Raw genomic sequence first — 20179 nt, forward strand, 5'->3', positions numbered from 1 at the left:
ATTAGTATAACGAATATTTTAAGTTATTTCATTAGATATGATATTTTTCAACGGTTACTTGATAATTCTTATAAAGAACAAGAATATATTCTTCTTTTAATTTTTCGACAATTCCATATCTAAAGACATCTTCTTTATTTAAACGATAGGTATTTATTAATAGATGTTTAGTTTCTTTTTCATTTTCTATTCTTGGTTTCCACCATTTTTTAGGTTTTACCTTTGATAATCTTAAATAATCTTCAATAAGTTCATCTTCATATCTTCCTTTTAAATAAAGATTAAGATATTGGAATAATTCATCTAATTGGAAACCAAAGAATTTAAAATCATTTGCTTGATAAAATTCACCAAGATCCAAAAAGAAATAAAACGGTGAAGCACAAGCTCTTAATACCTTATTCATTGTTATTGGCATTCTTCCTGAATTCCAATATTTTTGTAACATATCTTCTGCTAAATGAATCTTTTCAATATCTTCTTTTGATAAATCATGGCTTTCAATAAGTTCATAAGGTGCTTCTTGTTGATACACATAACCATATTTATTAGCTTCGTTTCTTAAACTTGTCCCTCTTAAAAGTTTTAAAAAACCAAGTTGTAATTCTTTTGGATAAAGTCTAAAGACATCATCAAAGGATTTAGAAAAACGTTGAAGGTTTTCTAAAGGAAGTCCTGCAATAAGATCCAAATGAAAATCAATCTTATGATTTTGTTGGAGCTGTTTGATGACGTCACATAAACGTTCAAAATTTTGATAACGTCGTACTACCTTATTAGTTGGTTCATAAGTTGATTGAATGCCAATTTCAAAACGAAGTAAACCATCTGGTGCTTCTTCATTAATAAAGTCAATAATTCTTTGATCCAAAACATCTCCGTTGATTTCAAATTGTAGTTGAACCCCTGGACGAGCATGTTTAAAAACAAAATCAAGGATTTCTAATGCATGTTCTGTTTTAGCGTTAAATGAACGATCAAGTAATTTAATTACTTTTACATCAGTTTCTAAAAGTAAACCTAATTGTTGTTTTAAATAACCCATTGAAAAGAAACGTAATCCTTTTTCTAAAGAAGATAAACAATATTGACATTGATAAGGACAACCTCGACTTGTTTCAAAATACAAGATACGATTCTTCATATCCTTTTTATCTCTTTCTAATAAATAGGGAGAATCCAATGTTTCTAAATAACTTAAATCCACTGGTGGAATAAGACGGTCATCTCTTTTTTCTTTTGTAGATACTCCTTGAAGACAAACCTCTTCTTTGTTTTCTAAACAGGTAAGTAGTTTATCTAAAGCAATTTCTCCTTCACCCGCCATAATATAATCAATTTCAAAGGTATCTAAGAAGTGATCGATGTCATACATGACTTCTGGCCCACCAATAACAATGATTAAATTTGGTTGTTTTTGTTTTAAAAGATGACATAGTTCTTGAATAAGATCTACATTCCAAATATAAACACTTAGACAAAGGACATCTAAGTTTTGTTGAATTAAATCATCAACAATATGATTTAAATCATCTTTAATGGTATATTCTTTAAAATCAATATCATGTCTTTCTTTACAAGCAACATAAAGTAAACGAAGTGATAATGATTTATGGATAAATTTTGAATTGAGTGTTGTAATTAATGTTTTCATATCTATCTATTTAAAAATCTAGAGAAAACTCTAGATTTTAATCTTTCTTATATTTTGGAATCGCATTTTTATAAAGACAATATTCTTCTAATGTCCAGTTTTTGTTCATAATTTCTTTAGCCACATCTTTACCAACATAACGTAAATGCCAAGGTTCATGAGAAATACCAGTAATACCATCTGTTCCTTCAGTAAAACGAATGATGAAACCATATTTTGCACAGTTTTTAACGACCCATTTATATTCAACCGTATCTCCAAAAACAAGTCTTTGTTTATCAACAACACTTTGTGAAGTCATATCAATTCCAAGTCCTGTTTGGTGTTCACTTGCTCCTGGTGTAGCAACGTATTCTTTAGCGTAAACTTCACCGTATTTTTGTTGTGTTTCATCATAGATTTTTGTTTGTTCTTCATAAGAACGATACCCACTGTTTAATAATAAGTGCATATCTTCTTTTTCAGCATCTTTAATCATTTTAATTAAAGCATTAGCAGCTACTTTACGAAGTTGTGGATGATCACATGTTGGAGCCACATACTCACTATCTACATTGACTAAATCTTTTGGTTCATAATCATTTAAATAGAATCCTTTTTTAACAAGTGTTAATAAATCATCTGGATTTGTAATGTCATATTTTTCTTTTGTATCTCCATTACTTGATACAATGAATGGATAATTAACAATATTGACTGCGTAATTGTAATCTTTTACTTCTTTATATTTTTCAATATAATCATTGATTTTCTTTAAATTATATCCTTTTACTTTTCTAAAAGGAGCTGTTTGACTATTTGAAAGTTTGTTATCTACAAGATATTGAAGATCACTTTTTCCAGCACCATCTTCCAACATTTTCCAAATAGTAGAATCTTTATAACCTAATTGATGTAATGTAGGTACTTGGTTTTCAAAAATATAATCAGCCACTTCTACAAGATCATCATAAGCTAATTCTTTATGTAATGCATAAAAACGTTCGTATTCATCATAAAGAGTTACTTTATTTGAATTATCGATCCATTTTAAAATATGTGTCATTTTATCATGAGATAACAATTCTTTTTCTTCATCATTATCAAATGAACGTACAAGTTCACTTGTAGTTGACCAAGAATAACCTTTTACTAAAAATTGAATACGATTAAAATTAAAATAAACAACAATTCCGACAACAAGCAGAATTCCTGCAATTACCGCAAGGGCTGCACGATCAACTCTTAATCTTCTTCTTTTTGAACTATAAGAACTATAATATCCATAGTCCATTTTTTTCTTTCTAAATAATCCCATTTTCTCACCTCTATCAACGATAGCTATTATAGAAAATAACCTATCTATTGACAATCATTTTTTAAATAGTTTTTTCTACCAATTTCATAAAGATCATTTCCTAATTGATCTATCACGACAACAAGTGGCATATTTTTAACTTTGAGCTTACGAATTGCTTCAGGTCCTAAGTCATCAAAGGCAATAATTTCGCACTCTTCAATACAAGATGACATCATCGCTCCAGCACCACCAATTGCGCCAAAATAAACACCACAATGATCAACAATAGCTTTTTTGACAGCTTCATTACGATAGCCTTTACCAATCATCGCATGTAAACCAAGTCCAATCAATCTTGGTGAATAAGCATCCATTCTTCCTGAAGTTGTTGGTCCTCCACTACCAAAAACTTGTCCTGGTTTGGAAGGAGTTGGTCCAACATAGAAGATGGTTTGATTTTGAATATCAAAAGGAAGTTTTTTTCCTTCATCCAATAATTGAATTAATCTTTTATGAGCAGCATCTCTACCTGTATAAATCGTTCCACTTAAATACACTTCATCTCCTGCATGAAGTTGTTTAATTTTATCAACTGTTAACGGTGTTTCTAAATAAATCATAACGAAGCCTCCTTATGACGTGATACATGACAACAAATACTTACAGCAACCGGCATTCCCGCAATATGTGTTGGAAATGTTTCAATATTTAAAGATAAGGCTGTTGTCTTTCCGCCATAACCCGCAGGTCCTATTCCTGTTTCATTGATCATCTTTAAAAGCTCATCTTCTAAAGAAGCATATCTTTGATCTGGATGATGACTACCAATCTCACGAATCATTGCTTTTTTAGCAAGCATGGTTACTTTATCAAAAGAACCCCCAATACCAACACCAATAACCATTGGTGGACAGGCATTTGGTCCTGCATCATTTACAACTTTCATGACAAAGTCTTTGACTCCTTGTAAACCATCACTTGGTTTTAACATCTTAATTTGACTCATATTTTCTGAACCAAATCCTTTAGGTGCTAAAGTAATATGAAAGGTATCACCCTCTACAATATCATAATAGATGATGGCAGGTGTATTATCTTTGGTATTTGTACGTTCAAATAATGGATCTTTGACAACCGATTTTCTTAAATATCCTTCTATATATCCTTGACGTATTCCTTCTTGAATTGCTTCTTTTAAACTACCACCCGTAATATGAACTTCTTGTCCCATTGTCACATAAACAAAAGCCATTCCTGTATCTTGACAAATTGGCATTTGTTTTTCTCTTGCAAGATCAGCATTATCAATAAGAACTTGTAATGTTTTCTTAGCAAGTAAACTATCTTCTTCATCATGTTTTTGATGAAGTTGTTGATAAACATCTTTAGGTAGATTTGTTGCTGCTTCAATACACATTGTTTTTAATGTTTCTGTAATTTCTTGACATGTTATTTCTTTCATATCAGTTCCCTCTATTCAATAATATTGTCTTTAACATCTGGATAATAGATAGAATAATAACGTAAAGCCATTAATTCCATCGTTGTAAGTAGATTATGTTTCCCTGTTCTTTTATATTTAGGATTTCCTATTCCAATAACATAATCTGGTTCAAAACCAAAATCAAAATCTTGATCATTAGTAATAATAACAACTTTCGCATTTGATTTTTTTATGTATGAAATCATCTTTTGATTTCCATTAAAAATATGTCCACTTACAGTTAAAATAATAGCAACACTATTTTCATCTAACTCTTTTGCACATTGAAGTTGATTCGTTTGTTCCATATAAGCCATGGTAAACTTTTCTAACATCAATAAATCTGTCTGAAAATGTAATGCGACCGAATGAGAAAACTGTGTTCCAAAAAAAGCTACATTATCACTATCATGAATCAATTGAATGACTTGATCAATGACCTTCCAATCTAAATAAGAAGAAAGTTGACTTAAAGAAGCACAAATTTGTTGAGTATAATAAGCTGTACTTTCTTCAGGATGATCTTTCATCATATCTAATGGAACATTGATTAAATTATTAAACTTTCTTGATGTCGAACTAAACCAAGCACATTCTTGTTTTAAATGCGCATAGTTTTCATAACCTAATGTTCGACAAAAACGAGAAATCGTTGCTGGTGATACAAAACATTCACTTGCTAGTTTAGAAATTCCCATGTGTGCCACTTCAGAAATATGATGTGCCATATACCAAGCAATATTATAATTTGTATCTGCTTCATTGGCACTATCTAGATATATTAATAAACGATAAAATAAATTTTTCATGCTATTCTCCTCTATTCTACAACATTATACACTAAATCTTTCTTCTTGTTGATAGATATTTTTTGTTTTATAAATCACATATTTTTTGACATTTGTGCCTTTTTTTCTCTAATTTTTATATTTATATTAATAAATGTGGAAAGAGATAGATTTTACTATTCATATTCCCTCTATTTACTTTCTACATATTCTTATCCTCCCAAATAAGAATATTGAAAAGGCATCTTGATGTCTTTTTTGTTTTACATATAACAATACCTAAAGGAGATAGAAAAAATGTTAAAAGAGTTTAAAGAGTTTGCCTTAAAAGGGAACATGATTGACTTAGCTGTAGGGGTTATCATTGGGGGTGCTTTTAATTCACTTGTAACATCACTTGTTGAAAATATCATCATGCCTATTTTAAGTTTAGTTACAGGTAAGATTGATTTTTCTAACTTATTTATCGCTTTGGACGGAAATACATATAAAACACTTGCTCAAGCACAAAAAGCAGGTGCATCTACAATCAATTACGGTTTATTTGTAACTGGTTTATTAAACTTCATCATCATGGCTTTTGTGATTTTTATGATTGTGAAAGCTATGAATAAATTAAGAGAAAAAACAGAAAAACCAGTTGAAGAAAAAACAACTAAAAAAATATGTCCTTATTGTCAAAGCGAAATTTCTATTCAAGCAACTCGTTGCCCACACTGTACAAGTCAATTAGAAAAGTAAAAAAACTCTCTGTAATGTACTCATTACAAAGAGCTTTTTTACTATTATTTGATTTTAATAATCTTGCCATCTATTGCAAAATCAAATTTTGCTTCAGTATCATAATTTTCTTCTTTCCCCCGCAAATGTCGTAGCTTTTCCGTAATAATGCATAATTGTTTTCCCATTTTTTACGGATAAATCAAGCTTAATATCACTGCTTTGATAAGCATTTTTTAAAAGTGAGCTAGTTCCTTCGTGTTGTAGCTGAATTTCTACAATTTGTAATTCTATTTTAGGATCTATTTCAATACCATGTCGTGTGGTATAAATTATTTGTGGGACTTCTATTTTTAAATTGTTTCCTGCTGTACCTTCACTTACTTGAATATTGATTTCAGGATGATTGGCACACCACTTATAATAACCAAACCCACAGATAATTAATATAAAAAAAATAAGAAGATATGAAGGTAAAGCTTTTTGATTTTAAATGTTATATATTGTTTCATAGTTTCATCTACCCATTTATTTGATTATAACATAGATATTCTATATAAAACAAAAAACATCGATTACTCGATGTCTCTTACATTTGGTGCGGGCGACAGGAATCGAACCTGCACGCCGAAGGCGCTAGATCCTAAGTCTAGTGCGTCTGCCAGTTCCGCCACGCCCGCATAGAAATGGTGACCCGCAGGCGACTCGAACGCCTGACCCTCTGATTAAAAGTCAGATGCTCTACCAACTGAGCTAGCGGGTCAATAAATATGGTGCCGGCTAAAGGACTTGAACCCTCAACCTACTGATTACAAGTCAGTTGCTCTACCAATTGAGCTAAGCCGGCATTTAAAAAAATGGTGGAGGTTAACGGGCTCGAACCGCTGACCCTCTGCTTGTAAGGCAGATGCTCTCCCAACTGAGCTAAACCTCCAAAATGGTGACTCGTACGGGATTCGAACCCGTGAATGCATGCGTGAAAGGCATGTGAGTTAACCGTTTCTCCAACGAGCCACATGGCGCTTGAAGTAGGACTCGAACCTACGACCGATCGGTTAACAGCCGATTGCTCTACCAACTGAGCTATTCAAGCAACTTAACAGTGCTCATTTATACTAGCATAAGATTTTAAACTTGACAACCCTTTTTTAGATTTTTTTTACATTTTTTTCATATTTATAAAAAATAAATGTATATTTGATTATTTTATATCTTTCTATAATTAAATGATGTTATAATTATATATATTAAACAAGGAGGATACAAATGGATCAACAAAGAGAAAAAGCCTCAGCAATCGCTCATGAATTTGTCGTTTATCAAGAAAGTGAACAATCCGATATCAAAGCCGAAGAAAAAGCATTCGATGCCCTTTGGCAAAGTATATATGATGTATGTAAACTCATAAATTTTGGAATAATAGATGATATCACTCAAGAAGAATTTGAAGAAGCTTATTCATGGTTAAAAGCAACACAATCTCTTACAGAGGATTATCAAGACTTTGAATTAGAATTTTAAGGAGAAAAAAATGGAAAAATATTTAATTGTGACAGATACAACAAGCGCAATGAATAAAGAAATTGCTGCCGCTCATGGTATTGAACTTATTTCTTTAAGCGTTATCGTAGATGGTCAAGAATACAAAGATCAAGTTGATATTTCAACTGAACAACTTTATGATTATTTAAAAGATGGAAAAACTCCATCTACAAGTCAACCAAATACAGGTTATCTTATTGAAAAGATGGAAGCTTGGCAAAAAGAAAACTATGAAGCCATTATTGTTGTAACATGTTCTGCTGATTTATCAGGAACAAACAACGGTTTCCATTTAGCCAAAGATACAGTTGGTTTAGACAATGTTTATATTTATGATAGCCGCCAAGTCGGTGCTCCTGTCATGGATATGGCTATTCGTGCTAAACAACTTGCTGATGAAGGAAAAGATGTCGATGAAATTTTTAAAGTTTTAGAAGAAAAAACAAAACATTCTTTTTCTTTTTTATACCCTGATAATTTTGATCAATTATCACGCAGTGGGCGTTTATCCCCTATGGCTGCGCGTATGGCTTCTATGTTAAAAATCAAAGCTCTTTTATGTTTAGATGAGCAAGGAAAATCTGTTGATAAATACAGTATGTCTCGTACGGAAGTGAAAGTTTTAAAAGCAATCACTGATAAATTCCATGAACTAGGAGTGAATGCTGAAAAATATAAAATTTATATTTCTCATGCCGATAATATCGTTTTCGCCAAAAAAGCAAAATTATTACTTCAAACAACATTCCATGGAATTGAAGTTGAAATTAACAACTTACCAGCTGTTTTAACATGCCATGGTGGGCTTGCTTGTTGCGCTCTTCATTCTACATATAAAATTTAGGAGGCTTTTATGAAAGTTCTTGATATGCATTGTGACACAATTACCCGTTTATACGAAGAGTATCCAAATGAATCTTTATTAGAAAATACTGGACATATCGATTTAAAGAAAATGCAAAAAGGTGATTATCTTCTTCAAAACTTTGCGATGTTTACCAATCTTGGAAATACATCGAAGCCTTTTTTAAAAGTAAATCAATATATTAATTATTATTATCAAGAAATTGAAAAATATCCTGATTTAATTCAACCTGTCTATTGTTATCAAGATATTCTTGATCATAGAGGCCAAGGAATCATGTCAAGCATGCTAACTTTAGAAGAAGGAGCTGTCATTGAAGATGATTTATCCCTTCTCCAACATTATTACCGTTTAGGCGTTCGGATGATCACTCTTACTTGGAATTACAAAAATGGCATTGGTCATCCTAACTTTAGCCATGCTAAATGTTATGAAGATACGTTAAAAATCAACACAAAAGACGGTTTAACTCCTTTTGGAATTCGTTACATTCAAGAAATGGAACGTTTAGGAATTATCATTGATGTTTCTCATTTAAGCGATGCAGGATTTTATGATGTTTTAAACAATACAACAAAGCCTTTTGTTGCTTCCCATAGTAATGCCCGTCATTTGTGTAAGGCAGCACGTAATATGTCGGATGATATGATTTTAAAGCTTGCTAAGCGTGGTGGGGTTATGGGAATTAATTTCTATGGAAACTTTTTAGTTGATGGCGATGGCCACTGTAAAAGTTGTATAGAGGATATGGTAAAACATATTCTTTATATTAAAGATCTTGCAGGAATTGATTGTATCGGTTTAGGAAGTGATTTTGATGGTATTAATAGTGAATTAGAAATGAAAGATGCTTCTTATTATCAGTTATTGTATGAGGCTTTAGTAAAAGCAGGATTAAGCGAGGAAGAAATTGAAAAAATATTTTATAAAAACGTTTTGCGTGTTTATAAAGAAATATTGAGATAGATTCGTCTATCTCTTTTTATTTTTTTAAGAAATTCTTTCTAAGCACTCGTCTTTTTTTTCAAAATAATGTTATAATACCTTAATGGGGAGGGACTATCTATGTATATAAAAGACGACGAAATAAATAAGTATTTTAATGAGCCAAACTGGAAAATAGCTCATAACTTATTCCAACATAACACAATCTCAAATATGTCCGTTATAAAGGATGGTCAAATTTATCAAATACTTGGAAGTACAAATGTAAATGGTAAAATCAATACTGCCACAATTCAAGTGGATACCGGGGGTAATATTTTAGAATTTAGCTGTGATTGCCATCATTGTAAACCAAATGAACTTGCATGTGGTCACATTGGTGCCATCTTATTAAAATTCTATGGTTTAGAATCAAGTGATTTACCTTATTCCTATAATCAAAAAGGAAATTATTTAGATAAGCTTCAAGCCTTGCAAGCCAAGAAAGAAGCTGAACATCTAAAACAACAAGCTGATTTGACTTTTTCTTTAATTCAAGAATATCGCAGTCAACATCATCAACATCAATTACCTTTAGCACAAAACATACACTTGATTCCACAAGTTAAATCAACTTTCAATCGCTTAAGTCTTTCTTATAAGATTGCCGGTGAAAGAAGTTATACTATTAAAAACATTGATACTTTTTTAGAAAATGTAAAATCAAATAAAATTATTGAATATGGAAATGCTTTAATTACGGATCATAATCCAAAAGCATTTGATCATTCTTCTTGGAAACAAGTTCAATTTATTAAAGAATATTTCTATCTAAAAAACGATGAAAGAAGTTTAAAGATCTCTTCTGATAATATCGATGATTTCTTTTTATCACACTATGATAATCTAGACATTAATATCAATTTTACAACTATTGATTTAAAGAACTTTGTTTTAGAAATGAAAAAAGATGATGATTATACAACCATCAAATATAAAGAACCTGATGGCATGACAATTATCGGTCATCAATATATCTATTATTTCGATCATTACACATTAAACCGTTATTCCAAAGAATGTTCTGAAGCAATGCGTCCATTACTTATTCATTTAGAAAACAATCCACTCACAATTCCAAATCATGAATTGCCTCGTTTTTCTAAATACATCATTGATTCAATATTACCTTATGTTGAATTTACAGGAGATGATATTGATGAATATTTACCAATGGAAGTCTCATTACTTATCTATGTAGACTTAAACAACAATAACGAGTTATCTGTTACTCTTGATTATCGTGATGATCAAGGAAACACTATTTTAGAAAATCCTAAAGATCTTGTTTTACCATTAAAACTAGATAACGTTATACAAACATTAGATAAATACCTAGAATATGATGAGATCACACAAATGTATTATTTATACAACGAAGAAGATATTTATGATTTCATCACACGTGTTTTACCTTCATTAAATAATGATTGTGAAATTTATATTAGCGAAGAAATCAAGCAAATGAACAAGCCAAAAAACATGAAATTAAATATTGGTGTTCGTTTACAAAATGATTTATTACAAATTGATATCGATAGCATTAATGTTGATAAAGAAGAGATCAAAGATATCCTTTATGCTTATCAACACAAAAAGAATTACCATCGTTTAAAAAATGGTGAATTTATTAATTTAGATGATGAAAATATCAAAGATTTAGATCTATTATTCAATGATCTAAATCTTCAATACAAAGATATTGAAGATGGACAAGTAGAAATTGATAAATATCATTCATTATATTTAGAAAATTTCATGTCTCAATCATCATTACAATTTAATCGTGACCAACATTTCCAAAATCTTATTTCGCACATTGAAGAAAAAAATCATGAGGATATCCAAGTACCTGAACATTATAAAAATATCTTAAGAGATTACCAAGTACAAGGATTCCAATGGTTAAAAACCATGTCTGATTATGGTTTTGGTGGAATCTTAGCTGATGACATGGGGCTTGGTAAAACTTTACAAGTCATGACATTAATTGAAGACAGCATCTCTAAAGATCGTGTCAGCCTTGTCGTTGCCCCAGCAACTCTTATTTATAACTGGCAAGATGAAATTAAAAAATTCTCTAATCAATTAAAAACTGTATGTATTACTGGAAACATTGCTCAGAGAAAGAAATTAATTGAAAATCTTCAAGATTACGATGTTGTTATTACTTCTTACGATTATATTCGTCGTGATTTTGAATTATATAAAGATTATCAATTCTATTATTTCATTCTTGATGAAGCACAATACATTAAAAACCAAAGCACTAAAAACGCTCAAGCCGTTAAACTTATTAATGGTAAATATCGTTTTGCCTTAACAGGTACACCAATTGAAAACAGTTTAGCAGAGCTTTGGTCAATATTTGATTTCTTGATGCCTCAATATTTATATAATTATCATCATTTCAAAGAAACTTACGAAATACCAATTATTAAAAACGAAGACCAAGAAAAACAAGCAAAATTAAAACGGTTCGTGGAACCATTTATTTTAAGAAGAACAAAAAAAGATGTTTTAACAGAATTACCTGATAAAATTGAAAATAATGTACTTATTCCATTTACGCCAGATGAAGAAAAAGTATATCTTGCAAACTTATCAACAATCAATACAGAATTACAAAGCGCTATTCAAGTAAATCATATTGATAAGATCCAAATTCTAGCAATGATGACACGCCTTCGTCAATTATGCTGTGATCAACGTATCTTATACAACAACGTTCAAGAACCAAGTTCTAAATTAAAAGCATGTATGGATATTATTGAAACAGCGAAAGAAAATGAACAAAAAATATTATTGTTCTCATCATTTACAAAATCACTTGATTTAATTGAAGCTGAATTGCGTAAAAAAGATATTTCTTATTATGTTCTTACAGGGGCAACAACAAAAATCAAGAGACATCAACTTGTAAATGCTTTTCAAAATGATAAAACAACCGTTTTCTTAATCAGTTTAAAAGCTGGTGGTACAGGACTCAACTTAACAAGTGCATCTACGGTTATTCACTTCGATCCATGGTGGAATATGTCTGCTCAAAATCAAGCAACAGACCGCGCTTATCGTATTGGACAAACAAATAACGTTCAAGTTTATAAATTGATCATGAAAAATTCTATTGAAGAAAAGATTCAAAAACTTCAAGAACAAAAGCAAGATCTATCAAATATGTTTATTGAAAATAATCATGGATCAATCACCCAAATGTCTACAGCAGATATTATTGATTTATTTAAATAAGAAAAAGGAGATTAAAGACGTTCAATCTTTAAATCTCCTTTTCTTATATAATTTAATTTTCTAAACGCTTTATAGAATGAAAAAGTTAAAACCGCTGGAATAATAATATCAATCAAAATAATAGGAACAGTGTATTGATTGCCCATTACTTGCATCGCATCTAAGATTCCAACTAATCCTGCCGTTCCCATCCCTGAACCTATTGCACTACAACGAATGGATAAAAGCATTGTCGAGATCGGTGCTGTGATAATCGTAGTAAGAATTGGTGGCAACCAAATCACCGGTCTTTTAATAATATTTTTAAATTGAAGCATACTTGTTCCAATCCCAATGGCAATAACATCACCAATATCGTTATCATCAAAAGACATCATCGCAAAACCCACCATTTGTGCACAACAACCAGCAAGAGCAGCTCCTGCAGCTAATCCATCAAGTCCTAACATAATACCAATGGCTGCCGAAGAAATCGGTGCGGTAAGCGCCATCCCCATTAATATACCAACAACAATGGACATAAACAACGGTTGCAAAGAGACTCCTTCATTAATCAAACCACCAATCCAAGTAATCAATTGTGTCAAATAAGGTCCTACGAACTGCGTTACAATTCCTGCCACACAAACAGAAGTAAACGGAACTAATAAAATATCGATTGGTGTTTTACCTTGAATAAGACGCGTTACTTCAATTGCAGCTAGTACCGCAACATAAGCAGAAATAGGATTTCCCGCTTGAACATTTCCATTTTGGAAAGTCCCTGCTCCTATTGCTCCTGCAATGACAGCTGATATTAAATTTAAGCCTCTTGCTTCAATTGCATAGCCCATACCAATTCCAATTGCCGGACCCATTAAGTAACTTGCAATATTTCCCCATGTTACAAGTTCACCGATATTCATTACATTTCCTAATTGTTTTAAAATCGTTCCAATAATTAAACTTGAAAAGAAACCATAAGCCATCCCATTAAAGGTATTGACTACATAATTTCCTTTTCCTCTCCCTTTTGCCATTTCTTTTTCTCCTTATTTTTATATACAAAAAAACTGCCGAAGCAGTTTATTGACTATTGGTGGAGCCAAGCGGGATCGAACCGCTGACCCCCTGCGTGCAAGGCAGGTGCTCTCCCAGCTGAGCTATGGCCCCAATTATTAATTTGTATCCACCATTTGTTAAAATGGTGGGCCTGAATGGATTTGAACCATCGACCTCACCCTTATCAGGGGTGCGCTCTAACCAACTGAGCTACAGGCCCACATCTATATAAAACAATTAATTAATGGTGGGCCTGAATGGATTTGAACCATCGACCTCACCCTTATCAGGGGTGCGCTCTAACCAACTGAGCTACAGGCCCATCAATCAACTGCCCATACATAATACCATGTACCATGACAGTCGTCAATACTTTTTTACAATTTTTTCAAAAAATTCAAGAAAATTATTCTAATACTTTTTTTACCTCTTTTTTCTTACTTCTTAAGACCTTTTGATGATAACGAACGAGCCCTTCTTTAATCTTTATACATAGTTTTTCTTGATATGCTTTATTTCTTAGTTGACCACATTCATTCCAATTCGACATAAAACCACATTCAATTAATACACCTAAGGTTTTCGTTGCTCTTAAAACACGAAACCCACAACCACTTACTGGTTTAGAACTATGTGTCACTTCTTTTAAACTTTGGTTAATATCCTTGGCAAGTTCATTTCCTTTAGTACTTCGATAATAATAAAACACTTGTGATCCCCAAGCACTTTTATTGCCTGAGGCATTTTGATGTATACTAATAAGATAATCCGCTTTAAAACGGTCAATCTTCTTGACTCTTAAATACATATCATCCTGTTTTGAATAGTGATGATTTCTTTTGGTCATATCATAATCCCCATCTCTTGTTAAATAGACCTTCGCCCCTTCTTTCTTTAAAACCTCTTTTAACTTTAAAATAATCTCTAAATTGATATCATCCTCTTTATAACCATAATCCATTGTTCCATTATCAAAACCTCCATGCCCCGCATCTAAAACAATCTTCACTCCCTTAAGTTCTTGTTTAACACCATAAACATTTGAAAAAACCATAAAACTTAAACATATAATAACAAGGATTACTTTTTTCATAACGTCACCACCTCATTATATGCAAAAAAAGAGAATGTCATTCCTGACATTCTCTCAAATATTCCCCAATCATATCCAACTCTTCCAAATAAATACAATGATTGATTTTATTATTTTTTACCGCCTGATAACATTTTTCAAACTCCATCCAAATAACTTCACTAACTTCATGATCCTCAAAAATAAAATCTTTTTCTTCTAAATCTTTCCATAAAACAAATATTTTACTTATTTGATTATCTTTAAAAAGTTTTCCATGAAATACTTCTTCAAAATGAAATCGACGATTGCCACAATCAATCAATTCATTTTCATCAATTTCTACCCCAAGTTCTTCCTTTAATTCTCTTTTAGCGGATTTAAAATAACCGTCACCCGCCGGGATATGTCCTGCACTAGAAATATCATAACATCCAGGAAATGAATCCTTTGCATCACTTCTTTTTTGTAAAAGAATTTCTATTTGATTATTTTTCTTTCTTAATAACCAAACATGGGCCGTACGATGTAATAAACCTTCTTGATGAATAATTTCTCGATCTTCCACTTTTCCTGTAGGGTTACCAAATTCATCACATATATCTAAAATTTCCAACTTAAACACCTCATCTTCTTAATCTATTTTATCATCTTTCTTTACTTTACAAAATGAGATGTTTACAATAGATACGAAAAGAGGTAAAACGAATGAATAAATGTTGGTGTGGGAGTGATTTAGACTATTCAGTCTGTCACCAAGAATTTGATAAAAAAATAAACTATTATAAAAAACGAGGTGTGAGGACACCCCCTCGTTCAATGATAAAAAATCAAAAACAAATTGAAGGAATTAAAGCAGCCGCTGTCGTTAATAACGGTTTACTTGATCATATTGAACAAAATATCAAAATAGGGATGTCAACAGAAGATATCGACGTTATGACAAGAAAATACTTAAAAGAACACAATGCTCATTCTGCAGATTTAAATTATGAAGGATATCCAAAAAGCATTTGTACATCAATCAATAATGTTGTTTGTCATGGAATTCCTTCCCCAAATGTTATTTTAAAAAATGGGGATATTATTAATGTTGATGCCACAAGTGAATTAAATGGTTATTACGCTGATGCTTCTCGTATGTTTATGATAGGAAATGTTTCCAAAGAAGCTGAAAGACTTGTTAAAGTTACAAAAGAAGCTATGTATGAAGGGATGAAAGCTATCAAACCATGGAAAAGTCATATCGGTGATATCGGTGCCGCTATTCAAAGATATGCTCATATAAACGGTTATAGTGTTGTTGAAGAATTCTGCGGTCATGGTATTGGAATGACAATGCATGAAGACCCTTATGTTTTCCATTTTAAACCACATGAAGATACTGTTTTGATTGTTCCAGGAATGGTCTTTACAATTGAACCTATGCTTAATCAAGGTAAAAGAAATGTTCATTTAAATTTCAATGATGATTGGACTGTTTATACAGATGATGGTCTTTTATCAGCCCAATGGGAACACACTTTCTTAGTTACTGAAGATGGTGTTGAAATTATATCTAAATAAGTCAGAAAATCTCTGGCTTATTTTTATGCACTTTTAGGCATCGATTCAAGATGTCTTTTTAAATAATCGGATCTATTTTCATAAACCAGCCTTTGCACAAACAACGTGTAACACATTGATAATCCTTTTGATCAGCAGAAAACCTTATTGTTTCTTCACCATTTCCATCACACCAATGTACATTTACACGCATTTAAATCAAAAACAGAAAATGGTCCTATCAGTGATTATATCTATCCCCTTATTTAAAACTGGTATCATTCCTCAAATTGCGAATATTTATCGCACACCGAAGAAAATAAACAATTCAAATATAGAAATTACTATGATAGCTATTTTCTCCCATTAATGGTACATCTTGGATTTGATCAAACACCTCATTGTTGTAGACATACATGTATTTCATTATTAGCTGAAGCTAAAGTATCTCCTACATATCAAAAAATGATCGTTGGACATAAAGGAGCAATGAGCTTGACCGAAAAGGTTTATACACATATTGATATTAATTTGTTGATTGATGCAGTTAATAGTATTTACTATCCTAAAAATATAAAAGAATAATAATATGTTTCATTGTAAAACGTCATCTCAATTCAAAGCTTATCAATGGATTAAAAATAATTTTGAAATTGACTCTTTAAACTTAGAAATTGTTGATGACCGAACAATTAAAATAATTGATAAAAATTTAGAAACTGCAAAAATTCAATATAAAAACAATAAAATTATCATAGAATACAAAGATAAGAAAAAACAAATTATAAACCTACCTAATAACCTTTATCGGTAAGTAAAAGCGAAGGATTTCAAGTCCTTCGTTTTATTTCAAATTATACTATCTTCAATATATTCTTTATCGACAATATTTGATATAATTACTTTGTTATCGTCCTCCCCTGAAAGGAGGTGATGTTAATGCTTTCTAACTTAGTTGTATCTGTCGTGGCAGGTGTTTTAGTTTATTACATATGCAAATGGTTGGACAAAAGATTTAAACGATAATCAGCCTAGTGCTAAGTACACTCTAAAATACTAGAAAAGGTAAGGAGTACCATTCCTTACCTTTTCGTTTTGATGCAATGCTTTCTAACTTGCAATCAAATTATAGCATTACATATTTTAATATGCAAGTTCATTTCAAAACACAATAACCATTGCACTCATTTCCATTTTACAAAAAAAAGTAATCCACCAGAAAATCTGGTGGTTTTGCTTTCATCGCCCATAGAGCTCAGCATCTCGCTTAAGCCCCCTAGGCCTCTGCTGGCCTGACACTTGCTTACTGTCGCTTATCTACCCTTAAAAGGGTCGTTAAATTCCATTCGCATTTGTTCAGACATTCTATCTTCTTGTATTTGATTCGTTATATACTCATTGATCTTTTTTGTATTCTTTCCTACTGTATCTACATAGTATCCTCTACACCAAAATGATCTGCTTCTATACTGATATTTCATATTACCCCATTTTTGATATATTATGACGCTACTCTTTCCTTTTAGAAATCCCATGAAGCTTGATATACTCATCTTCGGTGGTATCTCTACTAACATGTGCACATGATCTGGACACGCTTCTGCATTCAAAAGCTTTACTCCTTTCCATTCACACAACTGTCTTAGTATTTTTCCTATCTCTTGTCTTTTTTCTCCATAAAACACTTGTCTTCTATACTTTGGTGCGAAAACAATGTGGTACTTACAATTCCATGTCGTATGTGATAAAGTATGTATGGAATTGTTATCATTTATTTGATTCATTTCCTTTTCTCCTTGTATTAAATTTTTTTGCAGTTTGTCAGGCCGCAATTTTATTATAATACAAGGAATTTCTTTATTCATCGCTAAAGCTTCACGGAACCCCTAGACTATCTAGGGGTTTTAGAGTATACAAAAAACCCAAATCGAAATATCGATTTGAGCTTTTTGAATTTCTCTGAATAAACGTATAAATTAACGTTTTGAGAACTCCGACTTGTGATAAAATCAACGTTTTTTAGCTATTTTGCTGCATACTTGTTGCATTGCCAAAAAAATTATAATCAATTAAAGAAATCTCTTACCTAAATTTCCATATTGTTAAAATATAGTTTTCTTAATAATTCTGATAGATTAGTATCAATTCCTATCCTCTCGACTGCACGATCTTCATAATTTTTCATGATAATATTAGATGCACATCCTCTTACTATTTGTTTTTTTAAATTACACATTTTAAGTAAACCTAAATAATCTTTATCCTTTAATATTTTCTCTAATTTAACTTTTTCATGATTATATATATTGTTTACATTTATTTTAGATGAACTATTTTTCACTTCTAAATCTATTTCTTCAATAGTTCTATATTTTTGTATTAAACTTGTAGAGATAATTCTATCAACTTGAATCTTTGTTGATTGAAGAATTATGCGTTCTTCGTTTTGTCTTGCTTCATCAAAAAATGTGTTTTTAAAATCATCAATTATGGCGTTAATTTCTTCTTCTTTTTTAAATGGTTTAAGAACCGAATTAATTATATTTTCATCTAAAAGTAACATTTCAATTTCATTAAATGCAAGTGTAAACACTTTATACTTTTTATATTTTTCAATTTCAGAATCTTCTATAAAATCTGAATCTATAATTCCAATTGCTCTATTCTCGTGAATTTCTGATATTTGGTTATATCCTTTAGTATAATTTATCACATTTTGATGTCCACCAACAGGTTTAATATTGTATTCTAAGAATATTTTTGAAAATATCTGATAATCTAAACTATTATAATCTCCCTCACAAAATAAAATTGGTTTTCTGCTTCCAATTAACTCGGTTAATAAAGAGATAGGAAAATCATTTTCCTTTTCTAGCAGTTTTAAATCAAATTCATTTGGATATTTGAAATTTTTGCACCATATATATCTACAATTTGTCCTAGAATTAACAAAATCCATAGTATGTGATGTAAAAATAAACTGACAATCTTGTCTTTTTAAAATAAGCGAATCCCATAGTTTATTATAAATAGACGGATTTAAAAAGGTTTCTGGTTCATCAACTACTATATAACTATTTTCAGGGGCAGTTAATACATTTCCAATGTAAAAAATAATACATTTTTCTCCATCACTCAATCCATTTAGACCATATCTATTTCCTTTTTTATGAGCATATACTTCCCTTTCGTTTGGGTCGATTTCAAAAGTAATATTTGGTATCAATTGATTCCATATTTCTTCTAATTGTTCCCAAATAGGAGTTTTATCTCGATAATCTTCTTCATTTCGCATTTTTCTTGTCGCAATTTCAGAATATTCTTTTATCAATGATGTTATCAAAAATGTAAAAGTATATGAGAAATATTGATTTATTTTATGTTCCTCACTTATATTTCTAGCTATATCAATATAATTTTCATGCATGCTTTGTTGATAAGATTCTATTGTGCTTTTATCTCTTCTGAAAGCATTTTTATTAAATATCAAATACTTTTGAGCAGGTAGTACACACAAATTAGGTAATGTCGTTTTTTTTAGTTCACTCACAAAAGATGACTTCCCTGCACCATTCGCTCCAACAATTACAACAGTATTTTTAACTGATGATAAAATAGTTAGTATCTCAACTTTATCTATTTCCAAAATAATCGAAGACAACTGTTTATCTGTATCATACAGATTACTTAAATTATTTGGTAATGAGATACTAAAAATTTTGGACAATAAATTGTTTATTAACTCCTTAAAATTTATTGTTATTTCACTGTTATCAAAATTGCCAAGTTCATTATTAAATTTCTTTTCAATTACATTAATTTTATTACTTATATTTTGTTTTAAATGATTAATTTTCTCATTTTCTATATCTTCAGAATCTTTGATTAACAAGACTTTATTTTTTATTTCAGTTAATTTATTTTCTACTTTTTTGTATATATCCATTTTCTAACTCT

Annotated in this window: 17 protein-coding genes and 9 tRNA genes; 7 read left to right on the forward strand and 19 right to left on the reverse strand. The window is 30.8% G+C overall.

From position 1 onward, the window contains the following. Positions 1–31: 31 nt before the first annotated feature. From C7U55_RS09915 to C7U55_RS09935, 5 genes are read right to left on the reverse strand one after another with little or no spacing between them, the layout of a single operon-like run. Complete coding sequence (locus C7U55_RS09915; RefSeq protein WP_106988430.1) at positions 32–1654, reverse strand: B12-binding domain-containing radical SAM protein; 1623 nt, start codon at positions 1652–1654, stop codon at positions 32–34. A gap of 37 nt (positions 1655–1691) precedes the next feature. Continuing rightward, complete coding sequence (locus C7U55_RS09920) at positions 1692–2951, reverse strand: M15 family metallopeptidase (protein WP_106988431.1); 1260 nt, start codon at positions 2949–2951, stop codon at positions 1692–1694. Positions 2952–2995: 44 nt separating this feature from the next. Beyond that, positions 2996–3553 carry a Fe-S-containing hydro-lyase gene (locus C7U55_RS09925; protein WP_106988432.1) on the reverse strand — a complete coding sequence of 186 codons (558 nt, stop codon included), beginning with the start codon at positions 3551–3553 and terminating at the stop codon, positions 2996–2998. Beyond that, complete coding sequence (locus C7U55_RS09930; RefSeq protein ID WP_106988433.1) at positions 3550–4395, reverse strand: fumarate hydratase; 846 nt, start codon at positions 4393–4395, stop codon at positions 3550–3552. The genes C7U55_RS09925 and C7U55_RS09930 overlap by 4 nt, the downstream gene beginning before the upstream one ends. Positions 4396–4406: 11 nt before the next feature. Further along, positions 4407–5225, reverse strand: a complete 819-nt coding sequence (locus C7U55_RS09935; protein ID WP_106988434.1) for a MurR/RpiR family transcriptional regulator — start codon at positions 5223–5225, stop codon at positions 4407–4409. Positions 5226–5501: 276 nt separating this feature from the next. On the opposite strand from C7U55_RS09935, the gene mscL reads away from it, so the two are divergent. Next, positions 5502–5945 (forward strand): large conductance mechanosensitive channel protein MscL, encoded by a 444-nt coding sequence (mscL, locus tag C7U55_RS09940; RefSeq protein WP_164488720.1) that lies wholly within the window; start codon positions 5502–5504, stop codon positions 5943–5945. A gap of 575 nt (positions 5946–6520) precedes the next feature. Here mscL and C7U55_RS09945 read toward each other — a convergent pair. The 6 genes from C7U55_RS09945 to C7U55_RS09970 form a co-directional block, all read right to left on the reverse strand. Further along, positions 6521–6604 (reverse strand) — tRNA-Leu (locus C7U55_RS09945). A 7-nt stretch (positions 6605–6611) separates the two neighbouring features. Continuing rightward, positions 6612–6687, reverse strand: a tRNA-Lys gene (locus C7U55_RS09950). Positions 6688–6695: 8 nt separating this feature from the next. Then, positions 6696–6771 (reverse strand) — tRNA-Thr (locus C7U55_RS09955). An 11-nt stretch (positions 6772–6782) separates the two neighbouring features. Further along, positions 6783–6858 (reverse strand) — tRNA-Val (locus tag C7U55_RS09960). Between the two features lie 4 nt (positions 6859–6862). Next, positions 6863–6938: transfer RNA gene (locus C7U55_RS09965), tRNA-Glu, on the reverse strand. A 3-nt stretch (positions 6939–6941) separates the two neighbouring features. After that, positions 6942–7017 (reverse strand) — tRNA-Asn (locus C7U55_RS09970). Positions 7018–7190: 173 nt separating this feature from the next. Here C7U55_RS09970 and C7U55_RS09975 point away from each other — a divergent pair. The 4 genes from C7U55_RS09975 to C7U55_RS09990 all read left to right on the forward strand — a co-directional run bounded on the left by C7U55_RS09975 (position 7191) and on the right by C7U55_RS09990 (position 12564). Continuing rightward, a complete protein-coding gene (locus C7U55_RS09975) occupies positions 7191–7445 on the forward strand; it encodes a hypothetical protein (protein WP_106988436.1) in 255 nt (84 codons plus the stop codon). A gap of 10 nt (positions 7446–7455) precedes the next feature. Beyond that, complete coding sequence (locus C7U55_RS09980) at positions 7456–8310, forward strand: DegV family protein (protein WP_106988437.1); 855 nt, start codon at positions 7456–7458, stop codon at positions 8308–8310. Between the two features lie 9 nt (positions 8311–8319). Continuing rightward, the gene (locus C7U55_RS09985) at positions 8320–9297 is read left to right on the forward strand and encodes a dipeptidase (protein ID WP_106988438.1); all 978 of its coding nucleotides are present in this window, start codon (positions 8320–8322) and stop codon (positions 9295–9297) included. Positions 9298–9396: 99 nt separating this feature from the next. Next, positions 9397–12564: a DEAD/DEAH box helicase gene (locus C7U55_RS09990; protein ID WP_106988439.1), complete on the forward strand. Its 3168-nt coding sequence runs from the start codon at positions 9397–9399 to the stop codon at positions 12562–12564. A gap of 11 nt (positions 12565–12575) precedes the next feature. Here the strand turns inward: C7U55_RS09990 and C7U55_RS09995 are convergent, their stop codons facing one another. From C7U55_RS09995 to C7U55_RS10020, 6 genes are all read right to left on the reverse strand, one after another. Continuing rightward, positions 12576–13583, reverse strand: a complete 1008-nt coding sequence (locus C7U55_RS09995) for a PTS transporter subunit IIC (protein WP_106988440.1) — start codon at positions 13581–13583, stop codon at positions 12576–12578. A gap of 57 nt (positions 13584–13640) precedes the next feature. After that, positions 13641–13716 (reverse strand) — tRNA-Ala (locus C7U55_RS10000). Between the two features lie 32 nt (positions 13717–13748). Then, positions 13749–13825: transfer RNA gene (locus tag C7U55_RS10005), tRNA-Ile, on the reverse strand. 25 nt (positions 13826–13850) lie between these two features. Then, positions 13851–13927: transfer RNA gene (locus tag C7U55_RS10010), tRNA-Ile, on the reverse strand. Between the two features lie 84 nt (positions 13928–14011). Further along, complete coding sequence (locus C7U55_RS10015) at positions 14012–14698, reverse strand: N-acetylmuramoyl-L-alanine amidase family protein (protein WP_106988441.1); 687 nt, start codon at positions 14696–14698, stop codon at positions 14012–14014. 37 nt (positions 14699–14735) lie between these two features. Further along, a complete protein-coding gene (locus C7U55_RS10020; RefSeq protein ID WP_106988442.1) occupies positions 14736–15293 on the reverse strand; it encodes an NUDIX hydrolase in 558 nt (185 codons plus the stop codon). Between the two features lie 92 nt (positions 15294–15385). Here C7U55_RS10020 and map point away from each other — a divergent pair, with 92 nt between their 5' ends. Together map and C7U55_RS10030 are read left to right on the forward strand one after the other, a co-directional pair. Further along, entirely contained in the window at positions 15386–16243 is an 858-nt protein-coding gene (gene map, locus C7U55_RS10025) for a type I methionyl aminopeptidase (protein WP_106988443.1), read from the forward strand. Between the two features lie 348 nt (positions 16244–16591). Then, entirely contained in the window at positions 16592–16807 is a 216-nt protein-coding gene (locus C7U55_RS10030; RefSeq protein WP_106988444.1) for a site-specific integrase, read from the forward strand. 728 nt (positions 16808–17535) lie between these two features. Here the strand turns inward: C7U55_RS10030 and tnpA are convergent. Together tnpA and C7U55_RS10045 are read right to left on the reverse strand one after the other, a co-directional pair. Further along, positions 17536–18006 carry an IS200/IS605 family transposase gene (gene tnpA, locus C7U55_RS10040; RefSeq protein WP_106988462.1) on the reverse strand — a complete coding sequence of 157 codons (471 nt, stop codon included), beginning with the start codon at positions 18004–18006 and terminating at the stop codon, positions 17536–17538. 302 nt (positions 18007–18308) lie between these two features. Next, positions 18309–20168 carry a DUF4435 domain-containing protein gene (locus tag C7U55_RS10045; RefSeq protein WP_106988446.1) on the reverse strand — a complete coding sequence of 620 codons (1860 nt, stop codon included), beginning with the start codon at positions 20166–20168 and terminating at the stop codon, positions 18309–18311. Positions 20169–20179 lie beyond the last annotated feature (11 nt).

The sequence above is a fragment of the Faecalibacillus faecis genome (assembly GCF_003024675.1).
Classification (GTDB): Bacteria; Bacillota_I; Bacilli_A; order Erysipelotrichales; family Coprobacillaceae; genus Faecalibacillus; species Faecalibacillus faecis.